The organism is Amycolatopsis sp. FU40, assembly GCF_021903635.1.
GTDB lineage: Bacteria > Actinomycetota > Actinomycetes > Mycobacteriales > Pseudonocardiaceae > Amycolatopsis > Amycolatopsis dendrobii.
In genome coordinates, this window is sequence record NZ_CP091381.1 from 366,379 (window position 1) to 388,409 (window position 22,031).

20 protein-coding genes are annotated in these 22,031 nt (G+C 69.3%); 12 read left to right on the top strand and 8 right to left on the bottom strand.

Features of this window, described 5'->3' with window-relative positions; genetic code table 11:
* Positions 1-51: 51 nt before the first annotated feature.
* From L3Q65_RS02950 to L3Q65_RS02960, 3 genes are all read left to right on the top strand, one after another.
* A complete protein-coding gene (locus L3Q65_RS02950) occupies positions 52-546 on the top strand; it encodes a hypothetical protein (protein WP_237598732.1) in 495 nt (164 codons plus the stop codon).
* 44 nt (positions 547-590) lie between these two features.
* A complete protein-coding gene (locus tag L3Q65_RS02955; protein WP_237598733.1) occupies positions 591-1,091 on the top strand; it encodes a hypothetical protein in 501 nt (166 codons plus the stop codon).
* Between the two features lie 514 nt (positions 1,092-1,605).
* Positions 1,606-2,043, top strand: a complete 438-nt coding sequence (locus L3Q65_RS02960; RefSeq protein WP_182890669.1) for an SRPBCC family protein — start codon at positions 1,606-1,608, stop codon at positions 2,041-2,043.
* Between the two features lie 18 nt (positions 2,044-2,061).
* Here L3Q65_RS02960 and L3Q65_RS02965 read toward each other — a convergent pair whose 3' ends face one another.
* The 4 genes from L3Q65_RS02965 to L3Q65_RS02980 all read right to left on the bottom strand — a co-directional run bounded on the left by L3Q65_RS02965 (position 2,062) and on the right by L3Q65_RS02980 (position 8,116).
* A complete protein-coding gene (locus L3Q65_RS02965; RefSeq protein ID WP_116206878.1) occupies positions 2,062-3,723 on the bottom strand; it encodes a fumarate hydratase in 1,662 nt (553 codons plus the stop codon).
* 1,156 nt (positions 3,724-4,879) lie between these two features.
* Entirely contained in the window at positions 4,880-5,911 is a 1,032-nt protein-coding gene (locus L3Q65_RS02970) for a sigma-70 family RNA polymerase sigma factor (RefSeq protein WP_237598734.1), read from the bottom strand.
* Positions 5,912-6,188: 277 nt separating this feature from the next.
* Positions 6,189-6,614, bottom strand: a complete 426-nt coding sequence (gene dtd / locus L3Q65_RS02975; RefSeq protein WP_182890668.1) for a D-aminoacyl-tRNA deacylase — start codon at positions 6,612-6,614, stop codon at positions 6,189-6,191.
* On the bottom strand, positions 6,611-8,116 hold the full coding sequence (locus L3Q65_RS02980) for a class I SAM-dependent methyltransferase (protein ID WP_237598735.1): 1,506 nt from the start codon (positions 8,114-8,116) through the stop codon (positions 6,611-6,613). Before L3Q65_RS02980 ends, dtd begins: the two co-directional genes overlap by 4 nt.
* 19 nt (positions 8,117-8,135) lie before the next feature.
* Between L3Q65_RS02980 and L3Q65_RS02985 the strand changes: the two genes are divergently transcribed.
* Both L3Q65_RS02985 and L3Q65_RS02990 read left to right on the top strand, forming a co-directional pair.
* A complete protein-coding gene (locus L3Q65_RS02985; RefSeq protein WP_237598736.1) occupies positions 8,136-9,428 on the top strand; it encodes an amidohydrolase in 1,293 nt (430 codons plus the stop codon).
* Between the two features lie 8 nt (positions 9,429-9,436).
* Entirely contained in the window at positions 9,437-9,781 is a 345-nt protein-coding gene (locus L3Q65_RS02990) for a DUF3099 domain-containing protein (protein ID WP_237601035.1), read from the top strand.
* A gap of 246 nt (positions 9,782-10,027) precedes the next feature.
* Here the strand turns inward: L3Q65_RS02990 and L3Q65_RS02995 are convergent, their stop codons facing one another.
* From L3Q65_RS02995 to L3Q65_RS03005, 3 genes are read right to left on the bottom strand one after another with little or no spacing between them, the layout of a single operon-like run.
* Entirely contained in the window at positions 10,028-10,897 is an 870-nt protein-coding gene (locus tag L3Q65_RS02995; protein ID WP_237598737.1) for a carbohydrate kinase family protein, read from the bottom strand.
* The gene (locus L3Q65_RS03000; protein ID WP_237598738.1) at positions 10,894-11,808 is read right to left on the bottom strand and encodes a pseudouridine-5'-phosphate glycosidase; all 915 of its coding nucleotides are present in this window, start codon (positions 11,806-11,808) and stop codon (positions 10,894-10,896) included. Before L3Q65_RS03000 ends, L3Q65_RS02995 begins: the two co-directional genes overlap by 4 nt.
* 9 nt (positions 11,809-11,817) lie before the next feature.
* Positions 11,818-12,474, bottom strand: coding sequence for a hypothetical protein (locus L3Q65_RS03005; protein WP_237598739.1), 657 nt, complete (start codon positions 12,472-12,474; stop codon positions 11,818-11,820).
* 84 nt (positions 12,475-12,558) lie between these two features.
* On the opposite strand from L3Q65_RS03005, the gene L3Q65_RS03010 reads away from it, so the two are divergent.
* Together L3Q65_RS03010 and L3Q65_RS03015 are read left to right on the top strand one after the other, a co-directional pair.
* Positions 12,559-12,801, top strand: a complete 243-nt coding sequence (locus tag L3Q65_RS03010) for a DUF3039 domain-containing protein (RefSeq protein ID WP_020657970.1) — start codon at positions 12,559-12,561, stop codon at positions 12,799-12,801.
* Positions 12,802-12,926: 125 nt separating this feature from the next.
* Complete coding sequence (locus tag L3Q65_RS03015) at positions 12,927-13,778, top strand: hypothetical protein (RefSeq protein WP_237598740.1); 852 nt, start codon at positions 12,927-12,929, stop codon at positions 13,776-13,778.
* 1 nt (position 13,779) lies between these two features.
* On the opposite strand, the gene L3Q65_RS03020 is transcribed toward L3Q65_RS03015, so the two are convergent.
* On the bottom strand, positions 13,780-14,985 hold the full coding sequence (locus tag L3Q65_RS03020) for a YihY/virulence factor BrkB family protein (protein WP_237598741.1): 1,206 nt from the start codon (positions 14,983-14,985) through the stop codon (positions 13,780-13,782).
* A gap of 215 nt (positions 14,986-15,200) precedes the next feature.
* Here L3Q65_RS03020 and L3Q65_RS03025 point away from each other — a divergent pair, with 215 nt between their 5' ends.
* The 5 genes from L3Q65_RS03025 (at position 15,201) to L3Q65_RS03045 (ending at position 21,957) form a co-directional block, all read left to right on the top strand.
* A complete protein-coding gene (locus tag L3Q65_RS03025) occupies positions 15,201-16,958 on the top strand; it encodes a DEAD/DEAH box helicase (RefSeq protein ID WP_370648169.1) in 1,758 nt (585 codons plus the stop codon).
* A 349-nt stretch (positions 16,959-17,307) separates the two neighbouring features.
* A complete protein-coding gene (locus L3Q65_RS03030) occupies positions 17,308-18,444 on the top strand; it encodes a sugar ABC transporter substrate-binding protein (RefSeq protein WP_043829303.1) in 1,137 nt (378 codons plus the stop codon).
* A 96-nt stretch (positions 18,445-18,540) separates the two neighbouring features.
* Complete coding sequence (locus L3Q65_RS03035; RefSeq protein ID WP_182890567.1) at positions 18,541-19,314, top strand: ATP-binding cassette domain-containing protein; 774 nt, start codon at positions 18,541-18,543, stop codon at positions 19,312-19,314.
* Between the two features lie 17 nt (positions 19,315-19,331).
* Entirely contained in the window at positions 19,332-20,765 is a 1,434-nt protein-coding gene (locus tag L3Q65_RS03040) for a sugar ABC transporter permease (protein WP_182890566.1), read from the top strand.
* A 22-nt stretch (positions 20,766-20,787) separates the two neighbouring features.
* A complete protein-coding gene (locus L3Q65_RS03045; protein ID WP_182890565.1) occupies positions 20,788-21,957 on the top strand; it encodes an ROK family transcriptional regulator in 1,170 nt (389 codons plus the stop codon).
* Positions 21,958-22,031 lie beyond the last annotated feature (74 nt).

A 22,031-nucleotide genomic window follows, 5' to 3' on the forward strand; every position in this document is an offset into this window, starting at 1 on the left:
CCGTCGCGGCCTCTGTTCCGTCCGCGATGCATGCGGACTACAGGGAAAATCGTGGGAGCGAGCGCGCTGCTGCTGACGGTCGCGGCGTGCGGGGGCAACGGAACCGTGGCTGCGCCGGTTTCCTCGGGGCCGCCGTCCGGTTCGGTGTCGGTGTCCTCGCCGCCGCCGTCGCCGTCCTCGACGTCGGTTGCGCCGCCGCCGGTGTCTGGGCCGCCGAAGAGCCGTCCGACGCAGGGTGTGCCGCCTGGGGACACGGCGCCTGCTGCTGGGCAGGTCAATGCTTCGGCGCTTCCGGCCGGGTATCCGCACGACGTCACGCTCGCGGAGGGTGGCTCGGTCGTGGTGATCCAGGCTGAAGAGGGCGGATGCGACAAGCTCAGCGCGAAGGCGGGTGAGCAGACGGCTGCTCAGGTTGTCGTGCTGGTGACTCTTGCCAAGGCGCCGCACGGGCAGATGTGTCCCATGCACGTGCGGGAGATTTCGTTGCCGGTACGGCTCGCTGCCCCGCTGGGCGGACGGGAATTGGTGTTGAAGCCCGGTCCGTGAAGATCGGGTGCAACCCGGCCGGGCGGCCGCTCCGTCTAGAGGGCATGAGGTACTCGACGAAGCTGATCGGAACGACACGACTGGCGGGCGCGGCACTGGTGCTCACGATGGCGGCCGCGTGCGGCAGTCCGACGAGCATGGCGAACGCACCAGCGTCCGGGACCGAGACTGCGCCGGCGAGCGGCAGCGCTTCGACCTCGATGCCGCCATCGGGCAAGCCCCAGTTCAACCCTCCCGCGGGGGCGGTTCGGGTTCCGGACAACCGGGTCGACGGGGCTGCGTTGCCCAAGACGTTTCCCAAGGAGGTTTATACGGACAGCGGGGGGAAGGTGCTCGTGGTGCGGGCTGAGGAAGGGGGATGCGGGCATGCGCTCGGGTCGGCTGTTGAGCAGAGCGCTCAGCGGGTGGTGGTCGATTTGAGCGAGACCAAGGCGCAGACCGGGCAGATGTGCACTATGGATCTGCGGCATCCGGTGATTTCGGTGCCGTTGGAGGCGGCGTTGGGGGAGCGGACTGTGGTGTTGAAGCAGTCTCCGCCTCGGTGAGGTCGCTCGGGTGATGGGTCGGACGGCTTCGTCGGGGGGTTGTTCGGCTCGTCGCCTGGGGGCGACATTGCGCCCGGTCTTGGGTTGCGTGGGGCACCCCGAAGGGTGATTGTGCTGACGGTTCGGGGGTGCTTGTCAAGGCGGGAAAGATGCCTTGACAAGCACCCCCGAACCGCAGGGCGGCTTCGTATCGGGGTGCGGGGGAGGGGCTGGGTGCCTCGCTGGTTGGGTGCGTCGGCTGCGGTGTCGTAGGTGGGCTGGGGCTAGCGCCCCAATGTGGCATTGGGTGCGTCAGATGCACCCAATGTGGCGTTCGGTGCGTGGGACGCACCCAATGCCACATTGGGGCGTGCCGGGGGCTGGTGGGTGGGTCGTGAGGGGAACCCTGAGGGAATCTGAGTATGTGAAGGGGCCCTTCACGTACTTCGGGGGCTGAGCAGTCCACAGTGGACGTGTTGGTCTGTTCGGGGTTGTGTCGATGGCCGTGGGGCTGGTGCGGCCCTAGGCTTGGGTGATGGGAACTCGCCAGGTTTCGCGCAGTGCTCTCGTTGCTGCTGCGCCGGAACGGATTTTCGCGTTGCTGGCCGATCCGGCGCAGCATCCGCTCATTGACGGGTCGGGCACGGTTCGAGGCAGCCGTGGGTCTGCGCCGGCGCGGTTGTCGCTGGGGGCGCAGTTCGGCATGGAAATGCGGATGGGGGCGCCGTACCGGATTCAGAACACCGTGGTCGAGTTCGAGGAGAATCGGCTGATCGCTTGGCGGCACTTCGCCGGGCACCGGTGGCGTTGGCTGCTTGAGCCGACTGGGGACGGACGCACTGAAGTCACCGAGACTTTTGACTGGTCTACTGCGCGGTCGCCGCTGGCGATCCGGTTGCTTGGCTTTCCCCAGCGCAACGCCGAGGCCATCGAGAAGACTCTCGCCCGGTTGGGCGGGATGTTTCCCGGATGACCTCGGCGCCGGTTTCCGTCAGCGGAAGCTGATCTGCAGGACCGGTTCGCTGGTTTCGGAGAAGAAGTCGTTGCCCTTGTCGTCGATGACGATGAACGCGGGGAACTCTTCGACCTCGATTTTCCAGACCGCTTCCATGCCGAGTTCGGCGTACTCGAGCACGTCGACCTTCTTGATGCAGTCCTTCGCCAGCCGGGCGGCCGGGCCGCCGATCGAGCCGAGGTAGAAGCCGCCGTGTTCCTTGCACGCGGCGGTGACCTGCTTCGAGCGGTTGCCCTTCGCCAGCATGACCAGCGAGCCGCCCGCTGCCTGGAACTGGGCGACGTACGAGTCCATCCGGCCCGCGGTCGTCGGGCCGAACGAGCCGGACGCGTAGCCGTCGGGGGTCTTCGCCGGGCCCGCGTAGTAGACCGGGTGATCGCGCAGGTACTGCGGCATCTCCTCGCCCGCGTCGAGACGTTCGGCGATCTTGGCGTGGGCGATGTCGCGCGCCACGACCAGCGGGCCGGTCAGCGACAGGCGCGTCTTCACCGGCAGTTGCGCCAGCTGGGCGCGGATCTGGTCCATCGGCTGGTTCAAGTCGACCGACACGACCTCGTCGGACAGGTCGTCCTCGGTGACGTCCGGCAGGAAGCGGGCCGGGTCGCGTTCGAGCTGCTCGATGAACACGCCCTCGCTCGTGATCTTCGCCTTCGCCTGGCGGTCGGCCGAGCAGGACACCGCGACGCCGACCGGGCAGCTCGCGCCGTGCCGCGGCAGGCGGATCACCCGGACGTCGTGGCAGAAGTACTTGCCGCCGAACTGCGCGCCGATGCCGAACTGGCGCGTCATCTCCAGCACCTGCTGCTCGAGGTCGCGGTCGCGGAACGCGTGGCCCAGCTCGGAACCCTCGGCGGGCAGGTTGTCCAGGTAGCGCGCGGAGGCCAGCTTCGCGACCTTGAGGTTGAACTCGGCCGACATGCCGCCGACCACGATCGCCAGGTGGTACGGCGGGCACGCGGCGGTGCCCAGGCTGCGCAGCTTCTCGTCCAGGAACCGGGCGAGCCGCTTCGGGTTCAGGACTGCCTTCGTTTCCTGGTACAGGAACGTTTTGTTCGCGCTGCCGCCGCCCTTGGCCATGAACAGGAACTCGTACGACGGATCCGTCGCGTCCGAGTCCTTGTGGTAGAGCTCGACCTGCGCGGGCAGGTTCGTGCCGGTGTTGCGCTCTTCCCAGAAGTTGATCGGGGCCATCTGCGAGTAGCGCAGGTTCAGCTGCTGGTAGGCGTCGAAAATGCCCTGCGACAGCGCGCGCTCGTCGTCGCCGCCGGACAGCACGCCCTCGGTGCGCTTGCCGATGACGATCGCGGTGCCGGTGTCCTGGCACATCGGCAGCACGCCGCCGGCCGAAATGGCCGCGTTGCGGAGCAGGTCCATCGCGACGAACCGGTCGTTGCCGCTGGCCTCGGGGTCGTCGACGATCGCGCGCAGCTGCTGCAGATGTGACGTACGCAACAGATGCTGGATGTCGGTGATCGCCGTGCGCGCGAGCGTCGTCAGCGCTTCCGGATCGACCTTCAGAAACTTCCGCCCGGCGGCTTCGACGGTCTCGACGCCGTCGGCGGTGACCAGCCGGTACTCGGTGGTGGTGTCCTTGCCGAGCGGCAGGACTTCGGTGTGCTGGAACGTGGTGGGCGGCACAGCGAGGCTCCTTTGCCCTGATCGGGATTGGCTCACGGTACTCAGCGGGTTCCGCCCGGTCGCACGGGCGCGGGGACGCTGTGGGATAGCGCACTCCGCGGCTTTTCGCGCGGGCATGGTCGGGAGGCCGGGCCCACCCCGACGGACCCGACCTCCCGGGGAAAGCGGACCGGATGCGCACACATCCGCCCCGCGTGACTAACGGGACCCCCGCCGGCGCGTTGACCGGACGCCGCACAGCGGGGGTCGCGAACGCTTGCTACCCACTGCCCAGAACCGCCAAACGCGAACGAGACGCGAATTCCACGATCGGGTGCGCGGAGTGGTGACGGGATTGCGGTGGGTGTCGGTAGAAACGGGATCAAGGGGAGGAAACGGGGCACGGAAGGAGGGTTGTGCGCCCAGAAGGGGCTGAAGTGGCTGGTGGTGCTCAAGTGGCTGGTGAGGCTGGTGGTGTTGCTGAGGCGATTTGTCGGCAAATCAGCGCGGCCGTGATCGGGGCGGTGAGCGGGGGGAGATCGGAGGCGGGACACGGGTGAAACCCCTGGTCGGACCGGTCGAATGATGCCGCGCTCGTCAGGGGGCGACAGGGGAAACCGGGGGTCAGGCACGACAGAAACCACGGCCGGAAAGCCGAAACGAAGGTTCTGCGGAACCGGCGGTGCGAACCGCCGCCCCTCGCAAGCCGAACGACTCCGCGGTCGTCGGGACGGCTGACGGCGGAGATCGGTGCGGGACGCGACAGGACCTCGGGCCGGAGGGCCGAACTGAGGGTGCTGCACAACCAGTGGCGTGAACCGCCGGAAAGCCGCGCGACTCCGCCGTCATCCGGGCGGCAAACGGCCCAAACCCTGGTCCGGACACGACAAAACCCCCGGTCCGGAAACCGAACCGAGGGTCCTGCGCAATCAGCGGCCCGAACCGCTGCCCACCGAAACAATCTTCTGGCCGAGGGTCTCCGCCCCGCCTGACCGAGCCCCACCCGGTCCCCGCGGAAAACCCCGGCCCGCCCGTCCGCGTGCCTGCCGCGGCCGGCTCACCGGACCCCACGCCCGGTCAGCCCGCCGCGCCAGCCCGAATCAGCCCCGCTGGACCGGCTTTTCCGCCCTCCCCGGAACCCGGGCCCCGAACCCCGGCTCCGGAAGAGGGAAGAAACTCAGCTGGCGTACGCCCGAAGCCGGTCGGCCCGCTCGCCCTGGCGCAGTTTCGCCATGACCTCGCGTTCGATCTGCCGCACGCGCTCGCGGGACAGGCCGAAGTGCTTGCCGATCTGGTCGAGCGTGCGCGGCTGGCCGTCGTCGAGGCCGTAGCGCAGCCGGATGACGTGCTGTTCGCGGTCGTCCAGCGTGGCCAGGACCCGGCGGAGGTCGTCCTGCAGCAGGCCGGAGATGACGGCGCTCTCGGCGTCGGTCGCCTCCGAGTCCTCGATGAAGTCGCCCAGCGGGGCGTCCTCCTCGGTGCCCACCGGCATGTCGAGGCTCACCGGGTCGCGCGACTGGTCGAGCAGGTCCGAGATCTTGTGCACCGGAATGCCCGATTCGGCGCTCAGTTCCTCGTGCGTCGCGTCGCGGCCGAGCTGCTGGTGCAGGTCGCGGCGGATCCGGGCCAGCTTGTTCACCTGTTCGACCAGGTGGACCGGCAGCCGGATCGTGCGGCCCTGGTCCGCCATGCCGCGGGTGATGGCCTGGCGGATCCACCACGTGGCGTACGTGGAGAACTTGAACCCCTTGGAGTAGTCGAACTTCTCCACCGCGCGGATCAGGCCCAGGTTCCCCTCCTGGATCAGGTCGAGCAGCGGCATGCCCCGTCCGGTGTAGCGCTTCGCGAGCGACACCACGAGGCGGAGGTTGGCTTCCAGCAGGTGGTTCTTCGCGGTGTGGCCGTCGCGCACCAGTGCGCGCAGCTCCTTGCGGCGCTGCGGCGTGAGGTCCTCGGCGGTGTCGAGCATGTGCTGGGCGAAGACCCCGGCTTCGATCCGCTTCGCCAGCTCCACCTCGTCGGCCGCGGTGAGCAGCGCGGTCTTGCCGATGCCGTTCAGGTACACGCGCACCAGGTCGGCGGCGGGGCTCTGGGCGTCGAGGTCGGCGTCGGTGAGCGCCCCCACGCTCGGACGCTCCTCGGTCTGCTGTGCTGGAATCCGGCGCTCGCGAATCCCGCGCGCTTCGCGTTCGAGAGTCTGGACTGACATTCTGCCTCCCCGGTCACGGGCTGAACGTGTCTCGCCGGCGCCTGCGGGACGGGGCCTGTGGAATCCCGTGTCCGCGGGCCCAGCCGGCTTGGCTGGACACTGGTCTCAACGCCCCGGGAAGCTGAAACGTTCCCGGCTCGCTGAAATGAGGACGGGCGTACCCGCCCCGCGGTTGCTCCACCAAAACTGAGGTTTTGCTGAGAACCGCTGCGCTCCGGGAAATATGCGCGAATCGCGCTGCGTGCCTTCGATGTTACGCGGCCTTCTCCACTGTGGTCTAGACCTCAACCAGAACGGTGAACGGGCCGTCGTTCACGCTTTCCACGGCCATCTGCGCGCCGAACCGTCCGGTCGAGACGGTCGCGCCGCGGCCGCGCAGTTCCGCGACCACGGCGTCCACCAGGGGTTCGGCGATTTCCGGCCGGGCGGCGGCGGTCCACGACGGGCGGCGGCCCTTGCGGGTGTCGCCGTAGAGCGTGAACTGCGACACCACGAGCAGCGGCGCCCCGGTCGTCGCACACGATTCCTCGTCGCGCAGCAACCGGAGTTCGTGCAGTTTGCGGGCCATCGTCGCGGCCTTCGCGAGATCGTCGTCACGGTGCACGCCCAGCAATACGAGCAGTCCGGGTTCCTTGATCTCCCCGGCAATCTCCCCCGCGACGGTCACGCTCGCGCGGGTGACCCGCGCCGCCACCGCCCTCACCGCGGCGAACCGGGCACGAGCATGCCGTGCCGCACGAGTTCGCGGACGATCGGCAAAGCGGCTGCGGCCAGTCCGGCCGAATCGAGGCCCTGCGCGGCGGACAACAGGTCCAGCAAATCCGACAGCGGCAGCGCACCGCGGCAACCCGCGAGAAGACGCGTAGTGAGTTCGTCGACCTCGTGCTGCCAACCGGGTCCGTCGGTGCGATGCAACCGCCGCACGGTTGTTTCCCAGCCTTCATCGCTGGGAGAGTCAACGCGTTCAAGCAGCACTGTCTCGGGTACCCGAAACGCTACGTCCAACACATTGTCGCCGTGCGTACGCAGCCACTCGACGCGGTCGAGCCAGTTCGCTGCTTCGGGGCCCAGCGGGTCGTCGTAAGCCTGTCGCAAGTCTTCGCAAACAACAGTCGGCGTCTGACCGTTCGCGCGCCGCAGTGTCACGAAGCCGAATCCGATGCCCTGTACGTCGTTTTCGGTGAACCAGTCGAGCCACGCGGCAGCCTTCGCGCGGCCTTCGGGCGAGCGCGGGTCGATGCCTTCGTCGCGAAGCCAGGTGCCGACGTACAGCCCGGGGTCGGCGACGTCGCGCTGTACGAACCAGGCGTCGGTCTCCGGCGGCAGCCAGCGCGCGACGCGGTCGCCCCAGTCTTCGCCGCGACGGTGCAGCCACGACGCGAGGAGCTGACCCGTGCCGCCGTCGTTGAGGAAACTCGGCAGCTGACGGACGACGAGCGCGCTCGCGTCGTCGCCGGCCAAGCCGGAGTCGCGGTAGGTGTAGTCGACGCGCGGCGGACCGACCACGAATGGCGGATTGCACACGATCTGGTCGAAGCGGCGGCGTGCGACCGGCGCGAACCATTCGCCGCGCAGCAGTTCGACCTCCAATTCGTTCAGCCGGAACGTGCCCGCGGCCAGCGCGAGCGCGCGAGCCGACACATCGGTCGCGGTGACCCGCTGCGCGTGCCGGGTCGCGTGCAGCGCCTGGACGCCGTTGCCGGTGCCGAGGTCGAGCAGGGTGCCGACCGGGCGGCGGCTGGTCGCGCGGATCAGGCTCAGCGACGCGTGCCCGACGCCGAGCACGTGGTCCTCGGGCACGACGTGGCCGAGCATGTCGGCGTCGAGGTCGGAGACGACCCACCACGAACCGTCCTCGTCGCCGTGCGGGCGGATGTCGAGCGCGGCGCGGAACTCGTCCCCGACGGTCCGCAGGATGCCCGCGGTCACCGCGTCGTCCGCGCTGAGCGGCGCGAACGCCGACGAGACAGTCTTCTCCGGCTCGGCGAGACCGAGCAGGTACAGCCGGATGAAGACGCCGAGATCGCCCGCGTCGAGGCTTGCGCGGCGGGCGGGTTCGGGCTCGCCGCGGCCGAGCGCCGTGTGCGCGGCACCGCCGAGCGCGTCGACGACGCCGTCAGCGTCGTAGCCGGTGCGTCGGAACGCTTCGCGCAGCCGCGCGCAGACGTCGTCGGAAAGGTCAGGGAGAGGCGTGTTCGTGCTCACGGTGGGTAAGCCTGCCACGATGAGCATCGTGACCACCGAGACCACCGAGCGTGTCCTGGCTCCGCTTGAAGCGGCACTGCCGGAGCTTGAAGCGCTGTACGTCGATCTGCACCGTCATCCCGAGCTGGCGTTCACCGAAACCCGCACGGCAGCCGAGTTGGCCCGAAGGCTGACTGAAGACGGCTTCGAGGTGCACACCGGCATCGGTCGCACCGGCGTCGTCGGGGTCCTGCGTAACGGCGAAGGACCAACTGTGCTGCTTCGTGCGGACATCGACGCGTTGCCAGTCGAGGAGCAGACAGGGCTCTCGTACGCGAGCACTGCGCGCGGCGTCGACTCCGAGGGTCGCGACGTGCCGCTGATGCACGCCTGCGGGCATGACATGCACGCGACGTGGCTCTCCGGGGCCGCGCACCTTCTCGCGGCTTCGCGGGAGCAGTGGTCCGGCACGTTGCTCGCGCTCTTCCAGCCCGGGGAAGAGGCCGGTGACGGTGCCGCGGGAATGGTCCGCGACGGTCTCTTCGACCGGGTCGGCCGCCCCGACGTGGTCTTCGGGCAGCACATCGTGCCTGGTCCGGCCGGGTGGGTGCTGACGCGTCCCGGCGTGATCATGGCGGCGACCGACACCTTGCGGATCACCCTGCACGGTCGTGGCGGGCACGGGTCGCGGCCGGAAACCACGGTCGACCCGGCGGTGCTGGCGGCGTCTGTGGTGCTCAAGCTGCAGACGATCGTGTCGCGGGAGATCGCCGCGACCGAGCCTGCTGTGGTGACTGTCGGCTCGATGCACGTCGGGACCGCGGCGAATGTGATCGCTGACCATGCAGTGCTGGAGGTCAATACCCGGGCCTTCGACGACGCTGTGTTGCTGCGGCTGCGCAAGGCGATCGAACGGATCGTGAACGGCGAAGCCGCGGCTGCGGGGGCGCCTCAGCCGCCTACGGTGGAGGTCGTCGCGTCCTATCCGGTCACGGCGAACGACGCTGCCGTGTCGGACGAGTTGACTGAGGTGTTTCGCGGGCACTTCGGGGCGGAGGCGACGATGCCCGCGCCGTTGGTCACCGGCAGCGAGGATTTCAGCGAGTTCGGGCGCGCGGCCGGGGTCCCGTCGGTGTTCTGGCTGGTCGGCGGGTTCGACGCGCAGCAGGTGATTACCGCGATGACGGAGGGGCGGTTCGAGACGGACGTGCCCTCGAATCACTCGTCCAAGTTCGCGCCGGTGCTGCATCCGACCTTGCGGACCGGGGTCGAGACGCTGGTCGTCGCCGCGCTGTCCCGGTTTGCCCGCCCGGGTGTCGCGGACGGGCGGTGAGTGAGACGATGGAACGCGGAGGTGGTGCTGTGAACGCACCCCACGGAGCCGATCCCCGCCCCGAGCCTGTGTTGATCACCGAGGCCGAGCCGTCGCTGGACGATCAGCTGGCGGCGCGGAAGCGGAAGTACGTCATCATGATGGTGTGCCGGATTCCCTGCCTCATTTTGGCCGGGCTGACTTATCACACGTGGTGGCTGGCGATTTTGTTCTTGGTGATTTCCGTGCCGTTGCCTTGGATCGCGGTGCTGATCGCCAATGATCGGCCGCCCAGGAAGTCTGAGAAGGTCAATCGGTATGCGCGGGATGCTCGGCAGATTGAGGGGCGGAAGCATCGGGTGATCGACGGGTAGGGCCCGTCTGGTCGGCTCGTCGCCTGGCGGCGACATCGGCCGTCTTGGGTTGCCTGGGGCACCCCGAAGTTTCATTGTGCTGACGGGCGGCGGGTGCTTGTCAAGGCGGGAAAGATGCCTCGACAAGCACCCGCCGCCCGCGGGGAGGCTTCGTATCGGGGTTGGGGGAGGGGCTGGGTGCCTCGATCGTTGGGTGCACCGGCTGCGGTTCGAGGACGTGAGGGGAGGACCCTCACGTCCGGTGTCTCAGGGTTGGGGGCCGATGCGGCTTACTGCCAGTGCGCCCAGTTGGGTGCCGGTGCGCAGGACGTCCACTGTGGACTTTCCGGCTAGCCAGGTGGTGAGGACGCCTGCGTCGAAGGCGTCGCCTGCGCCGGTGGAGTCGACGCAGGTCGTTTCTACTGCGGGGACTGAGGAGACGCCGGTTGCGTCGATCCAGCTCGCGCCGTCCAGCCCGGCGGTCACTACTACTGCGCCGACGGTGGTCAGCAGTTCGGTTGCGGAGGACGGGTCTGCGGAGCCGGTCAGGGCGACCAGTTCTTCGGTGTTCGGCATGAGCAGGTCGGTGCCGCGTACGTCGTCCAGGAAGGCCGCTGGGTCGTGGATGTGGGCGGCTGCTTGGGGGTCCACGGAGGTGGTTAGGCCCGCTTTCTTGGCAGCGTCCAGGGCGGCCAGTCCTGCGGGGCGCGAGGACGGGTCCAGCAAGACATAGCCGGACAGGTGCAGGTGGGTGGAGCCGGCTAGGGCCTCGGGGGTGACGTCTTCGGGGGCGAAGCGTTTGTTCGCGCCTCGGTCGGCGAGCATGCTGCGTTGGCCTTCGCCGTCAACGAGGACGACTACGCAGCAGGTAGGGGCTTCGGGATCGGTCGCGAAGGCGCAGCGGACGCCTGCGGTTTCCAGTTCGGCTCGGATCAGGCGGCCGCCTGAGTCGTCGCCGATGCGGGCGATCAGGGTGGTTTCCGCGCCTAGCGAGCGCAGCCACAGCGCGGTGTTCGCTCCGGCGCCGCCGCCGGTGAAGCGGATCGCGGCTCGGGCGTCGCCGCCGTGGGGGAGAGGTTGGTCGTGCCGGGCGACGACATCTAGGCCCGCGTCGCCGACTACTACGATTCCGGTCACGACAGGGCCACCGCCACTTCGGTCGCGAGTTTGGCGTTGGACAGCACCAAAGCCTCGTTCGCGTCGATGCTGACGCCTTCGCTTGCGGTGTGGAAGTGCTCCAGCAGCACCGGAGTCACGTCCGCGCCGTGGACATCGGCGTCGGCCAGTTTTGCCAGGCCTTCCCGCAACAGCCGGTCGTGCAGGGCACGGTCCATTTCGGACTCTTCCGGGATCGGGTTTGTCAGCAGGACACCGGAATTCGCGTAGCGGCGGTGGGCGGAGATGACCGCGGCGGCTTGCTTCGGGTCGTCCACCCGCCAGCCGACGGGGTGGCCGGACGAGCGGAGGTAGAACGCGGGGAAGTCGTCGGTGCGGTAGCCGAGGACGGGCACCGAGTTCGTTTCCAGCACTTCCAGGGTGGCGGGGATGTCCAGGACGGACTTCACGCCGGAGCACACGACCACGGTCGGCACCTTGGCCAGGACGCCGAGGTCTGCCGAGACGTCCCAGCTCTGTGCCGCGCCCAGGTGCACGCCGCCGAGGCCGCCGGTGGCGAAGACGCCGATTCCGGCTGCCGCGGCGAGCGCCGAGGTGCCCGCGACGGTGGTGGCGCCGGAGCGGCCGAGGCCGACCGCGGGGCCCAGGTCGCGCAGGGACAGCTTGTCCAAGCCGGCGTCGGGGGCGCAGACGCGCTCCAGTTCGGCGGGGGAGAGGCCGATGACCGGCCGCCCGTCGAGCACGGCGATAGTGGCCGGCACGGCGCCGCCGTCTCGCACGGTTTGCTCGATGCGGCGGCCGACGTCGAGGTTCCGTCCGTACGGGAGGCCGTGCGAAAGGATCGTGCTCTCGAGCGCGACGACGGGGTGACCGTCACGCAACGCCGAGGCGACTTCCTCGTGGACGAACAGGGGAGTGGTCTGGGTGGTCACGAACGGACATCATCTGTGATCGCCGCGCACACTGCGGCATCGGGTCAGCTCAGCCCGCAAATTCTGCCGCGCGGTGGCTTCCCAGCGTGAGCGGGCGCTTTCGGTGAGGTACAGCGCGGGCCGCGTGAGGAGGCTTTCCAGTACTGCGGCGCGGCCGGTCGCCCAGGCGTCGTCGGGGTAGCGCGCGTACTCCTGACGCACGTTGTCCACGTACGCGGCGTACGTGTCGGGAGGTGCGCCGAGGATGGCTAGGTCGGCGTCGAGGAGGGCTGCTGCGGCGAAGTCGTCTTCGGGTGCTTCGTGGGAGGCGGTGGCGAGGACGAGGGCTTCGGCCTGGTCAATGTGCGCATCGGCAATCCCTGCGCGCGTGAGCCAGCGGCGAAGCCACTCCGCGCTGCGTTGTTCGTCTTCGCCGGGTACGGCGTCGTAGACCACGTCGTGTGCCCACGCGGCGAGTACGACGACAGCGCGTTCGTGGAAGGGCAGGTCGGACGCTAGCTGCTCCGCGTCGTGCGCGACGGCGGTGGCGTGGGCGAGGCCGTGGTAGCGGCGGTGCGGTTCGGTGTAGCGCGTTTCGAGGTCGGCCCAGGCGTCGCGGCCGACGTGGTGGTCGCCGCCGAGGCGGGTCAGCGCGTTGTGCCAGCGGGGTGCGGACTCGTGCGGCATCCGGGCTCCTGAGGGGTCCCTTGGCAGGTCAGGCGAGCCTAGCCGGGCATTACCGCGGGCGCGGCGCTGAGGCATGATGGTGGGGTGAGCACCGAAACGCTGACCAAGCCGGAGACCGACAGCACCGAGTCGACCGACGACGACTCGCCGAAGATGTTCCACTACGTGCGCAAGAACAAGATCGCCGAGAGCGCGGTCATGGGCACGCACGTCGTGGCGCTCTGCGGCGAGGTCTTCCCGGTCACGAAATCTCCCAAGCCGGGGTCCCCGGTCTGCCCCAAGTGCAAGAAGATCTACGAGGGCCTCCGTCCCGGCGGCGACGACTGAGGTTTCCCCCGCGTCCCGGTGCGCGGGAACAAAGGTGAAAATCCTTCACTCGGTGGCTGTGCACCCGGGGAGGAACTGGTAGACCTGCAATCCGGCCAGTCGCCTCCCCGCAGGAGTGTCCCCGCATGCGCGCAACCGGGATCGTGCTTTCCCTCGTCGTCCTGCTGTCCGCCGTCAGCGCAGTCGCGGCGGGCGCCGCGGACGCGGTGACCGGATGGACCACCGTCGGCTCCGACCGGGCCCGTCCGCTCGACGAGAGCCAGGGCCTCGCCACCGTCGAGCGCTCGTCCGGAACCAGCATCCGCTACACCGGCATCGGCACGGTCGACCCGGGTCTCGCGGCGAAGGGCTGGAACCACATCGGCGACCCGGGGTCGGCGAAGGGCTGGTACGTCGAGCCCTACCAGCGCGACGACCGCGGCGCGAAGCTCTTCCGCGTCGAAGCTCCCGACGGCTCCCGCGCCGACTACCAGCACGCGCTGGAATCGTGGGAGGCCAACAACAATTCGTTCGCCGCCGTGTCGCCCGACGCGCGCTGGCTGGTGTCCGGCGAGTGGGGCACGATGGACCGCCTGCTCGTCTACCCGATGCCCGGAGTCGCGGCCACCGATCCCGGCCAGAACCTGCCGTACGCCTCGGCGATCCGGCTCGACCACCCGGTGCGCGACGTCCAGGGCTGCGATTTCGTCTCCGCGACCCGGCTCATGTGCTCCTCCGACGACCCGGACGGCAGCCTCTTCGGCACTGCCAAACCGTTGCTGCAGGTCGATCTCTCCGGCCCGGTCTCCGGCTCCGACGTGACCGGGCACGTCACCTCGCTCGGCCAGCTTCCGCTCGAAAGCGGCTGCGGCGGCAACTTCGAGGTCGAGGGCATCGACTACGACGAGCGCGACGGCGGCACGCTGCGGGTGGTCGTGATGTCGCCGAGCGTCTGCATCGCCTTCGACAGCAAGACGTGGCGGTTCCGCCAGGGTTGAGTCAGCCCTGCCGCGGACGGCGCGGACGAGATTCGGCGGACGGCTCCGAACCGGTGGCGCGCTCGGGTCTGGCGAGTTGCACGGTCTCCGATTCGGTGCGGTCCGGCTCGTCGTGGCCAGTCTCGGAGTCGTCGGTTTCGTTTCCGGGGTGCCGTTTCGGCCGCCGCAACGGCATCGTCGTGCGGTCCCACAGCCGGCGGCCCTCCTCGGCCCGCATCCGCTCGTTCGCGCGTTCCATCTCCAGCCGCCGCCACTTGCGCCGCTGCCGCCGGGTCGCCTTCGCGGGCCACAGCTCCTGGATCGCGCTGTTGAAATACGCGCCGCCGACCACCGCGAGGCCGATGAAGAACATCAGCAGCAGGAACGCGATCGGCGCGGCCAGCGCGCCGTAGGTGTAGCCGGTCTTGGTGATCCAGTTCAGGTAGATCCGCAGCCCGATGCTCGACACCAGGAAGACCACGCCGGCCAGCATCGCGCCCGGCAGCCCGCGGTGCCAGGGCAGCCGGCGCGGCAGCGCGAGCTTGTACAGCGTCGTCAGCGCGAGCGCGATCATCACGCCCAGCACCGGGTAGTAGAGCGTGCCGACCCAGGACGAGACTGTCGGCCGCCAGTCGACCGGGAAGAACTCCGGCAGCAGGTCCGGCCCGATCGCCAGCAGCGGCAGCCCGATCACGAGCCCGATCAGCGCGCACAGGTACAGCAGCAGCGCGAAAATCCGCTGCCACACCTCGTTGCGGACGCCGTACTGGTCGTGCGCGACGGTGATCGCGTCGACGAACGACGACATCGCCGACGAACCCGCCCACAGCGAGATCACGAAGCCCACGGACACGATCTCGCCCTTGCCGACGGTGAGGATGCTGTTCACCGTCGGTTCGATGATCTCCTGCACCGCGTTGGCGCTGAAGATGGTGTGGCTGAAGGTGATGATCCGGTCGTGCACCGCGGTGACCACGTTCTGGCCGAACCACTCGCCGATGAAGCCGACGCTGCCCAGCAGCCCGAGCAGCAGCGGCGGGAGCGACAGCGTCTGCCAGAACGCCGCCTCGGCGGCCTCGGAGAAGATGTTGCCGTCCCACGCTTTCGCGAGCGTGCGGGTGAGGAGCCGCCACGGCCCCCTGCGCACGGTCTTCTCCGGCACGCTCTTCTTCGGCACTGCCTCGCCGTTCGGCTCTGCCGCGCCGGCGTCCGGTGTCACCTCGCCCATGGTGTGTCCCAGCATGGTCCATGCGCGCGGTTTTGGCTCGTCACCCCCGCCGAGAGGGGGCGTGTCGGAGGACACCACCCGTGGCGGTGGCGGGCGCCCGGGGACTCGGAAGGTAAGCTGGCCGACGTGCCCTCATCGCGGCGCCCGGCGGCGAAGCCGGTGCCACAGTGGGGGTTTTCGCACGTCACGGCCGCGCCGAGCGGTCCGAGGAGGGGGTGAACCGAGTTTTGTCCGAGACGACCCAGCCGGTCCTCGGGGCGCCGCCCGCGGAGAAGGACAGCACCGCGCGTCCGCTGCGCGCCTGGCAGCGCCGAGCGCTCACGAAGTACCTGTCGAGCAGGCCGAAGGACTTCCTCGCGGTCGCGACGCCGGGCGCGGGCAAGACGGTGTTCGGCCTCCGGATCGCCGCCGAACTGCTTTCGGACCGCACCGTCGAGGCGGTCACGATCGTCACCCCGACCGAGCACCTGAAGCACCAGTGGGCGGCCTCGGCCGCGGCGGCGGGCATCCCGATCGACTCGAACTTCCGCAACACCACCGGCGTCACGTCGTCGGACTACCGCGGCGTCGCGGTCACCTACGCGCAGGTCGCCGCGCATCCCACGCTGCACCGGGTGCGCACGGAGAACCGCAAGACCCTGGTGATCCTCGACGAGATCCACCACGCGGGCGACGCGAAGTCCTGGGGCGACGCGACCAGCGAGGCGTTCACGCCCGCGGTGCGCAGGCTCGCGCTCACCGGGACCCCGTTCCGCAGCGACGACTCGCCGATCCCGTTCGTCACCTACGAACCGGACGCGGGCGGCTTCCAGCGCAGCAAGGCCGACCACTCCTACGGCTACTCCGACGCGCTCGCCGACGGCGTGGTCCGGCCGGTCGTCTTCCTCGCCTACTCCGGCGAGGCGTCGTGGCGCACCAGCGCGGGCGAGGAGTTCACCGCGCGGCTGGGCGAACCGCTCACCGCGGAGCAGAACGCGCGCGCCTGGCGCACGGCGCTCGACCCGGCGGGCGAGTGGATCCCGGCGGTGCTGCAAGCCGCCGACACGCGGCTCAGCCAGGTGCGGCAAGGCATCCCGGACGCGGGCGGCCTGGTGATCGCCACCGACCAGGAAACCGCGCGTGCCTACGCCAAGATCCTGGAGCGGATCTGCGGCGAGACGCCGACGCTGGTGCTGTCGGACGACCCGAAGGCGTCCGGGCGGATCAAGGAGTTCTCCGAGACCAAGGAACGCTGGATCGTCGCGGTCCGGATGGTGTCCGAAGGCGTCGACGTGCCGCGGCTGGCCGTCGGCGTGTACGCCACCAGCGCGTCCACCCCGCTGTTCTTCGCACAGGCCATCGGCCGCTACGTGCGGGCCCGGAAAAAGGGCGAGACGGCGAGCATCTTCCTGCCGAGCGTGCCGGTGCTGCTGGAGCTGGCCAGCGAGCTGGAAGCGCAGCGCGACCACGTGCTCGGCAAACCGCACCGGGAGAAGGAAGGCTGGGACGACGAACTGCTCGCCCAGGCCAACCGCACCGAGGACGAACCGGGCGAGGAGGAGAAGGCGTTCACCTCGCTGCACGCCTCGGCCGAACTCGACCAGGTCATCTACGACGGCAACTCGTTCGGCACCGCGGTCTTCTCCGGTTCCGACGAGGAGCAGGAGTACCTCGGCCTTCCCGGCCTGCTGGAGCCGGACCAGGTCCGCGCGCTGCTGCGCAAGCGGCAGGAAGAGCAGATCTCCGACGAGAAGCGGCGCAAGCCGAAGACCGAGGAACCGGCCGCGCCGCCGGTCCGGTCGCAGTCGGTGAGCGAACGGCTCGGCGCGCTGCGCAAGGAGCTCAACGCGCTGGTCGGCGTGTACCACCACCGCACGAAGAAACCCCACGGCGCGATCCACAACGAACTGCGCCGCCAGTGCGGCGGCCCGCCCACCGCGATGGCGACGGTGGAGCAGCTCGAAGAGCGGATCGTCACGCTGCGCTCCTGGTAGTCCTTCCAGCCGAGCACCGGGGCGCACGACGCGGTCGTGCGCCCCTTCTCCTGGTAGAACGGTTCGTCCGGTTCGATCCGGGCGCCTGAACGGGCACCGTCACGCCTCCGACCGGACAAGACCGGACAAGTTCTCGTTACGCTCGGTGCGTGGCCGAGGTCACTCCGTCAGCCGAGCCGCCAGATGAGGGCCGTGTTGCCGAACTGTGTCCATTTGGTGTCGGTTACTCGATCCCGCCATCTTCCGCAGAGCCGCTCCGCGGCATATGTTGTCGGCCACAACATATCTGCGACGGTGCACGGGGACCCCTCCCGATCACCCCGCGAGCATGATCGGAGAAGGAACGAGGATGCGCACCAGAACCCTTACCCTCCTCGCCGCGACGGTGAGCGCCGGCCTGGCGCTCTCGGCGTGCGGCGCCAACAGCGCGGGCTCCGGCAACTCGGGGGACAGCAAGAGCTCCGCCTCCGCCCCGGCCGGCGGCGGCGCCAACGGCAAGGTCGGCGTGATCCTGCCGGAGACCGCCACCTCGGCCCGCTGGGAAGCCTTCGACAAGCCGATGCTGCAGGCCGCGCTCTCCGCGCAGGGCTTCAGCGCCGACATCCAGAACGCCCAGGGCGACAACCAGAAGTTCTCCACCCTCGCCGACGGCTTCATCAGCTCCGGCGTCAAGGTGCTGATCATCGCCCCGTCCGACCCCGCGGTCGGCGCGGCGATCGAGGCCAAGGCCAAGAACGCGGGCATCCCGGTCATCGACTACGACCGCCCGAGCCTCGGCGGTTCGGCCGACTACTACGTCTCGTTCGACAACGAGAAGGTCGGCGAGATCCAGGCACAGGGCCTCGCGGACGCGCTGAAGAGCAAGCCGGGAGCCAACGTCGTCCAGATCGAGGGCGCGCCGACGGACAACAACGCGACCCTGTTCGCCAACGGCCACGACAAGGTCCTCAAGCCGCTGTACGCCTCCAAGGCGCTGAACCTCGTGCAGAAGCAGCCCATCGACAACTGGGACGCCCAGGTCGGCGGCACGACGTTCGAACAGATCTTCACCCGGGTCGGCGGCAAGGTCGACGGCGTCGTCGCGGCGAACGACGAGCTGGCGGGCGCGGTGATCACCGTGCTGAAGAAGAACGGCCTCAACGGCAAGGTCCCGGTCACCGGCCAGGACGCGACCGCGGCCGGGCTGCAGGCGATCCTGCGCGGCGACCAGACGCTGACGATCTTCAAGCCGATCAAGGAAGAGGCCGAGAACACCGCGAAGCTGGCCGCCGCGCTGGCCAAGAACGACAAGGCCGCCGCGGACGCGATCGCCACTGGCAAGCTGCACGACCCGAAGAACAACCGCGACCTGAAGTCGGTGCTGCTGCAGCCGCAGCTGATCACGATCAAGGACATCAAGACCGTCGTCCAGCAGGGCTACGTCAAGGCGTCCGACATCTGCACCGGCGACCTCGCCGCCAAGTGCACCGAAAACGGCATCTCCTGACGCCGCAGTAACTCCCCGCCAAGAGCAGCCGGGCCGGGACGCGTTCCCCCGACACGCGTTCCGGCCCGGCACCCACGCGAGAGACAAGCGATTCCCATGAGCGAGCCCATTCTCGACATCACCGGCCTGAACAAGAGCTTCGGCCCGGTCCACGTCCTGCACGACGTGGACTTCGCCGTGCGGGCGGGCGAAGTGACCGCGCTCGTCGGCGACAACGGGGCCGGCAAGTCCACTTTGGTCAAATGCATCGCGGGCATTCACCCGTACGACACCGGAGCGGTGCGGTTCAACGGCGCGGACGCGCACATCCGCGGCCCGAAGGACGCCGCCGGGCTCGGCATCGAGGTCGTGTACCAGGACCTCGCGCTCGCCGACAACCTCGACATCGTGCAGAACATGTTCCTCGGCCGCGAACGCGGCAGCAGCTGGCTGCTCGACGAGGCCAGCATGGAGAAGGCCGCGCGCGAAACGCTGGCGTCGCTGGGCGTGCGCACGGTGAAATCCGTCCGCACGCCGGTTTCCTCGCTGTCCGGCGGGCAGCGCCAGACCGTCGCGATCGCGAAATCGGTGCTGTGGAACAGCAAAGTCGTCATCCTCGACGAGCCGACCGCCGCGCTCGGCGTCGCGCAGACCAAGCAGGTCCTCGACCTGGTGCGCAGGCTGGCCGAACAGGGCCTCGGCGTGGTGCTGATCAGCCACAACATGGCCGACGTGTTCGAGGTCGCGGACCGGATCGCGGTGCTCTACCTCGGCCGGCTGGTCGCGGATGTCCAGACCAGCGACGTCACGCACAGCCAGGTCGTCGAACTCATCACCGCGGGCCGATCGGGCGATCTCGGCCTGGCCCGTCCCGAAGCTGTCGCGCTGTGAGCGAGAAAGAACCCGCCATGACCGAAACTTCCGAGAAGCCGCAGACTCCGGACGCGCCCTCCGGGGCGATCGCCGACTTCGGCATCGACACCACCTCGCTGTCCACCGGCGAAGCGATCAAGGACTACTTCGCGCGGATGAAGGACGGGCAGCTCGGCTCGATCCCCGCCGTGCTCGGCGTGATCGTGCTCGCCGTCCTGTTCAGCGCGCTGTCGGGCGACTTCTTCACCCTGCAGAACATCGCCAACCTGCTGGAGCAGGGCGCGGGCCAGACCATCATCGCGATGGGCATCGTTTTCGTGCTGCTGCTGGGCGAGATCGACCTGTCCGCGGGCACCGCGTCCGGCGTCTGCGCGTCGCTGATGGCGCTGCATTACGTCCACAACGGAAACCTGCTGGGCTCCATGGGAACCGGCGTCTTCATCACGTTCATCGCGGTGCTCGTGCTCGCGGTGGTGCTGGCGCTGCTGCAGAAGATCTGGGCCGGGGCGGCGGTTTCGCTGGTCGGCATCGTGGTGATCCTGGTCGGCGCGCCGGTCAACGCGTGGGTCGAAATGCTCATCGCGGTCTGCACCGGCACCGCGATCGGCTGCATCACCGGTTTTCTCGTGTCGAAGATCGGGATGCCGTCCTTCGTCGTCACGCTGGCGCTGTTCATCGTGTGGCAGGGCGTGATCCTGCAGTTCGTCGGCGAGGGCGGCACGCTGCCGATCAGCACGAGCGACACGCTCAACGCGGTCGCCAACGGCAACCTTTCGGTGGCGGGCAGCTGGATCCTGTTCGTCGTCGCGGCGGGCGGCTACGCGGTGCTCGCGCTCGGACAGCACTTCTCGCGGCTGAAGCGCGGGCTCGTCGTGCAGCCGACGCCGATCGTGCTGGCGAAGGTCGGCGCCATCGCGGTCGTCGCCGCGGTCGCGACTTACCTGCTCACCATCAACCGGGCGTCCAACGACCTCGTCGTGATCGCGGGCGTGCCGTACGTGGTGCCGATCGTCCTGGTCCTGCTGGTGGCGGGCACCTACGTGCTCAACCGCACCAAGTACGGCAGGCACCTGTACGCGGTGGGCGGCAACAAGGAAGCCGCGCGCCGGGCCGGCATCAACGTGCCGAAGCTGCGCACCAGCGTGTTCGTCATCAGCTCGTCGTTCGCGGCGATCGGCGCGATCGTGTACTCGTCGAAGGTCGGTTCGGTCAGCGGCCAGTCCGGCGGCTTGAACACGCTGCTGTTCGCGGTCGGCGCGGCGGTCATCGGCGGCACCTCGCTGTTCGGCGGCAAGGGCCGGATCATGGACGCGGTGATCGGCGGCGCGGTGCTGGCGATCGTGAACAACGGTCTGGGCCTGCTTCAGCAGAAGGCCGCGGTGGTCAACATCATCACCGGCCTGGTGCTGCTGCTGGCCGCTTCGGTGGACGCGTTGTCGCGACGGCGGGCTGAGGCATCGGCCCGCTGAGGGCTGATGGGAAGATGACCCGGTGAGCAGCCCGCCCGTCGCCCGCCCGGACGAGGTGCGCCGGCACAACCGCACGACCCTGTTGCGCCTGCTGCACGTCGGCGGGCCCAGTACGCGGGCGGCGCTGGCCACCGAGCTGGGGCTCAACCGGAGCACCATCAAGACCCTCGTCGACGGCCTCGCCGAGGCAGGCGTGGTCGAGGAAAAAGTGCCGAGGCCAGGGCGAGGGGCGGGCCGCCCCTCGCTCCTGGTCCTGCCGCAGCCGCACGCCGCCGTCGTCCTCGCGGTCGACCTGCAAGTCGAACACGTCGCGATCGCGCTGGTCGGGCTCGGCGGGCAGATACTCGGGCGCAACAGCTGGAACCTGCATGCCCGGACGCGGACCGCGGACGAGGTGATCACCCACGTGATCGAGTCGACGCGGGTGCTGGCCGGCGACCTCGGCGTGGAGCCGGTGGCGGCCGGCGTGTCGGTGCCCGGGGTGGTGCGGCGGGCCGACGGCTTGGTGCACGAGGCGCCCAACCTGCGGTGGACCGATGTGGCGCTCGGGGACCGCTTGTCGGCGGTCCTGCGGATTCCGGTGCTGGTAGCCAACGACGCCGAGCTAGGGGCCGTTGCCGAGCATCTGCGCGGGGCGGCCCGGGGATCTTCGGATTCGGTGTACGTGTCCGCGGACGTCGGCGTCGGCGGCGGGGTGATTTCGCAGGGTTCTTCGCTGCGCGGCGGCGCCGGGTATGTCGGCGAGATCGGCCACATGGCGATCCGGCCTGGCGGGCGGGCTTGCTACTGCGGCAGCCGCGGATGCTGGGAGACCGAGATCGGCGAGGCGGCGCTGTGCCGGGCTTTGGGATTGCCGGAGGACACGCCTCGCGGAGTGATTCTCGTCGAGCTGCGCGAACTGGGGCTGGATGCCGACGCGGCCGCTTCCCGGCTGGCGGAGTACGCGGAGTGGCTCACGCTGGGGTTGGTCAACGTGGTCAACCTGCTCGGGCCGGAGCTGGTGGTGCTGGGGGATCTGCTGACGGTGCTGCCGGAGTCGGTGATGCGAGCGGTCGCCGAGGAGGTCCGGGGGCGGAGCCTGGTTTCCCGGGCTGCCGGGGGGACCCGGATCGTGAGTTCGGCGCTGGGCGCGGACGTGAAGCTGCTGGGGGCGGCTGAGGTGGCTTTCGAGGTGGTTTTGGACACGGTGTGAGCTGGGCGTTTCGTCTTCGGCTCGTCGCCTGGCGGTTGCGTGGGGCACCCCGTTAGCCCATTGTGCTGACGGTT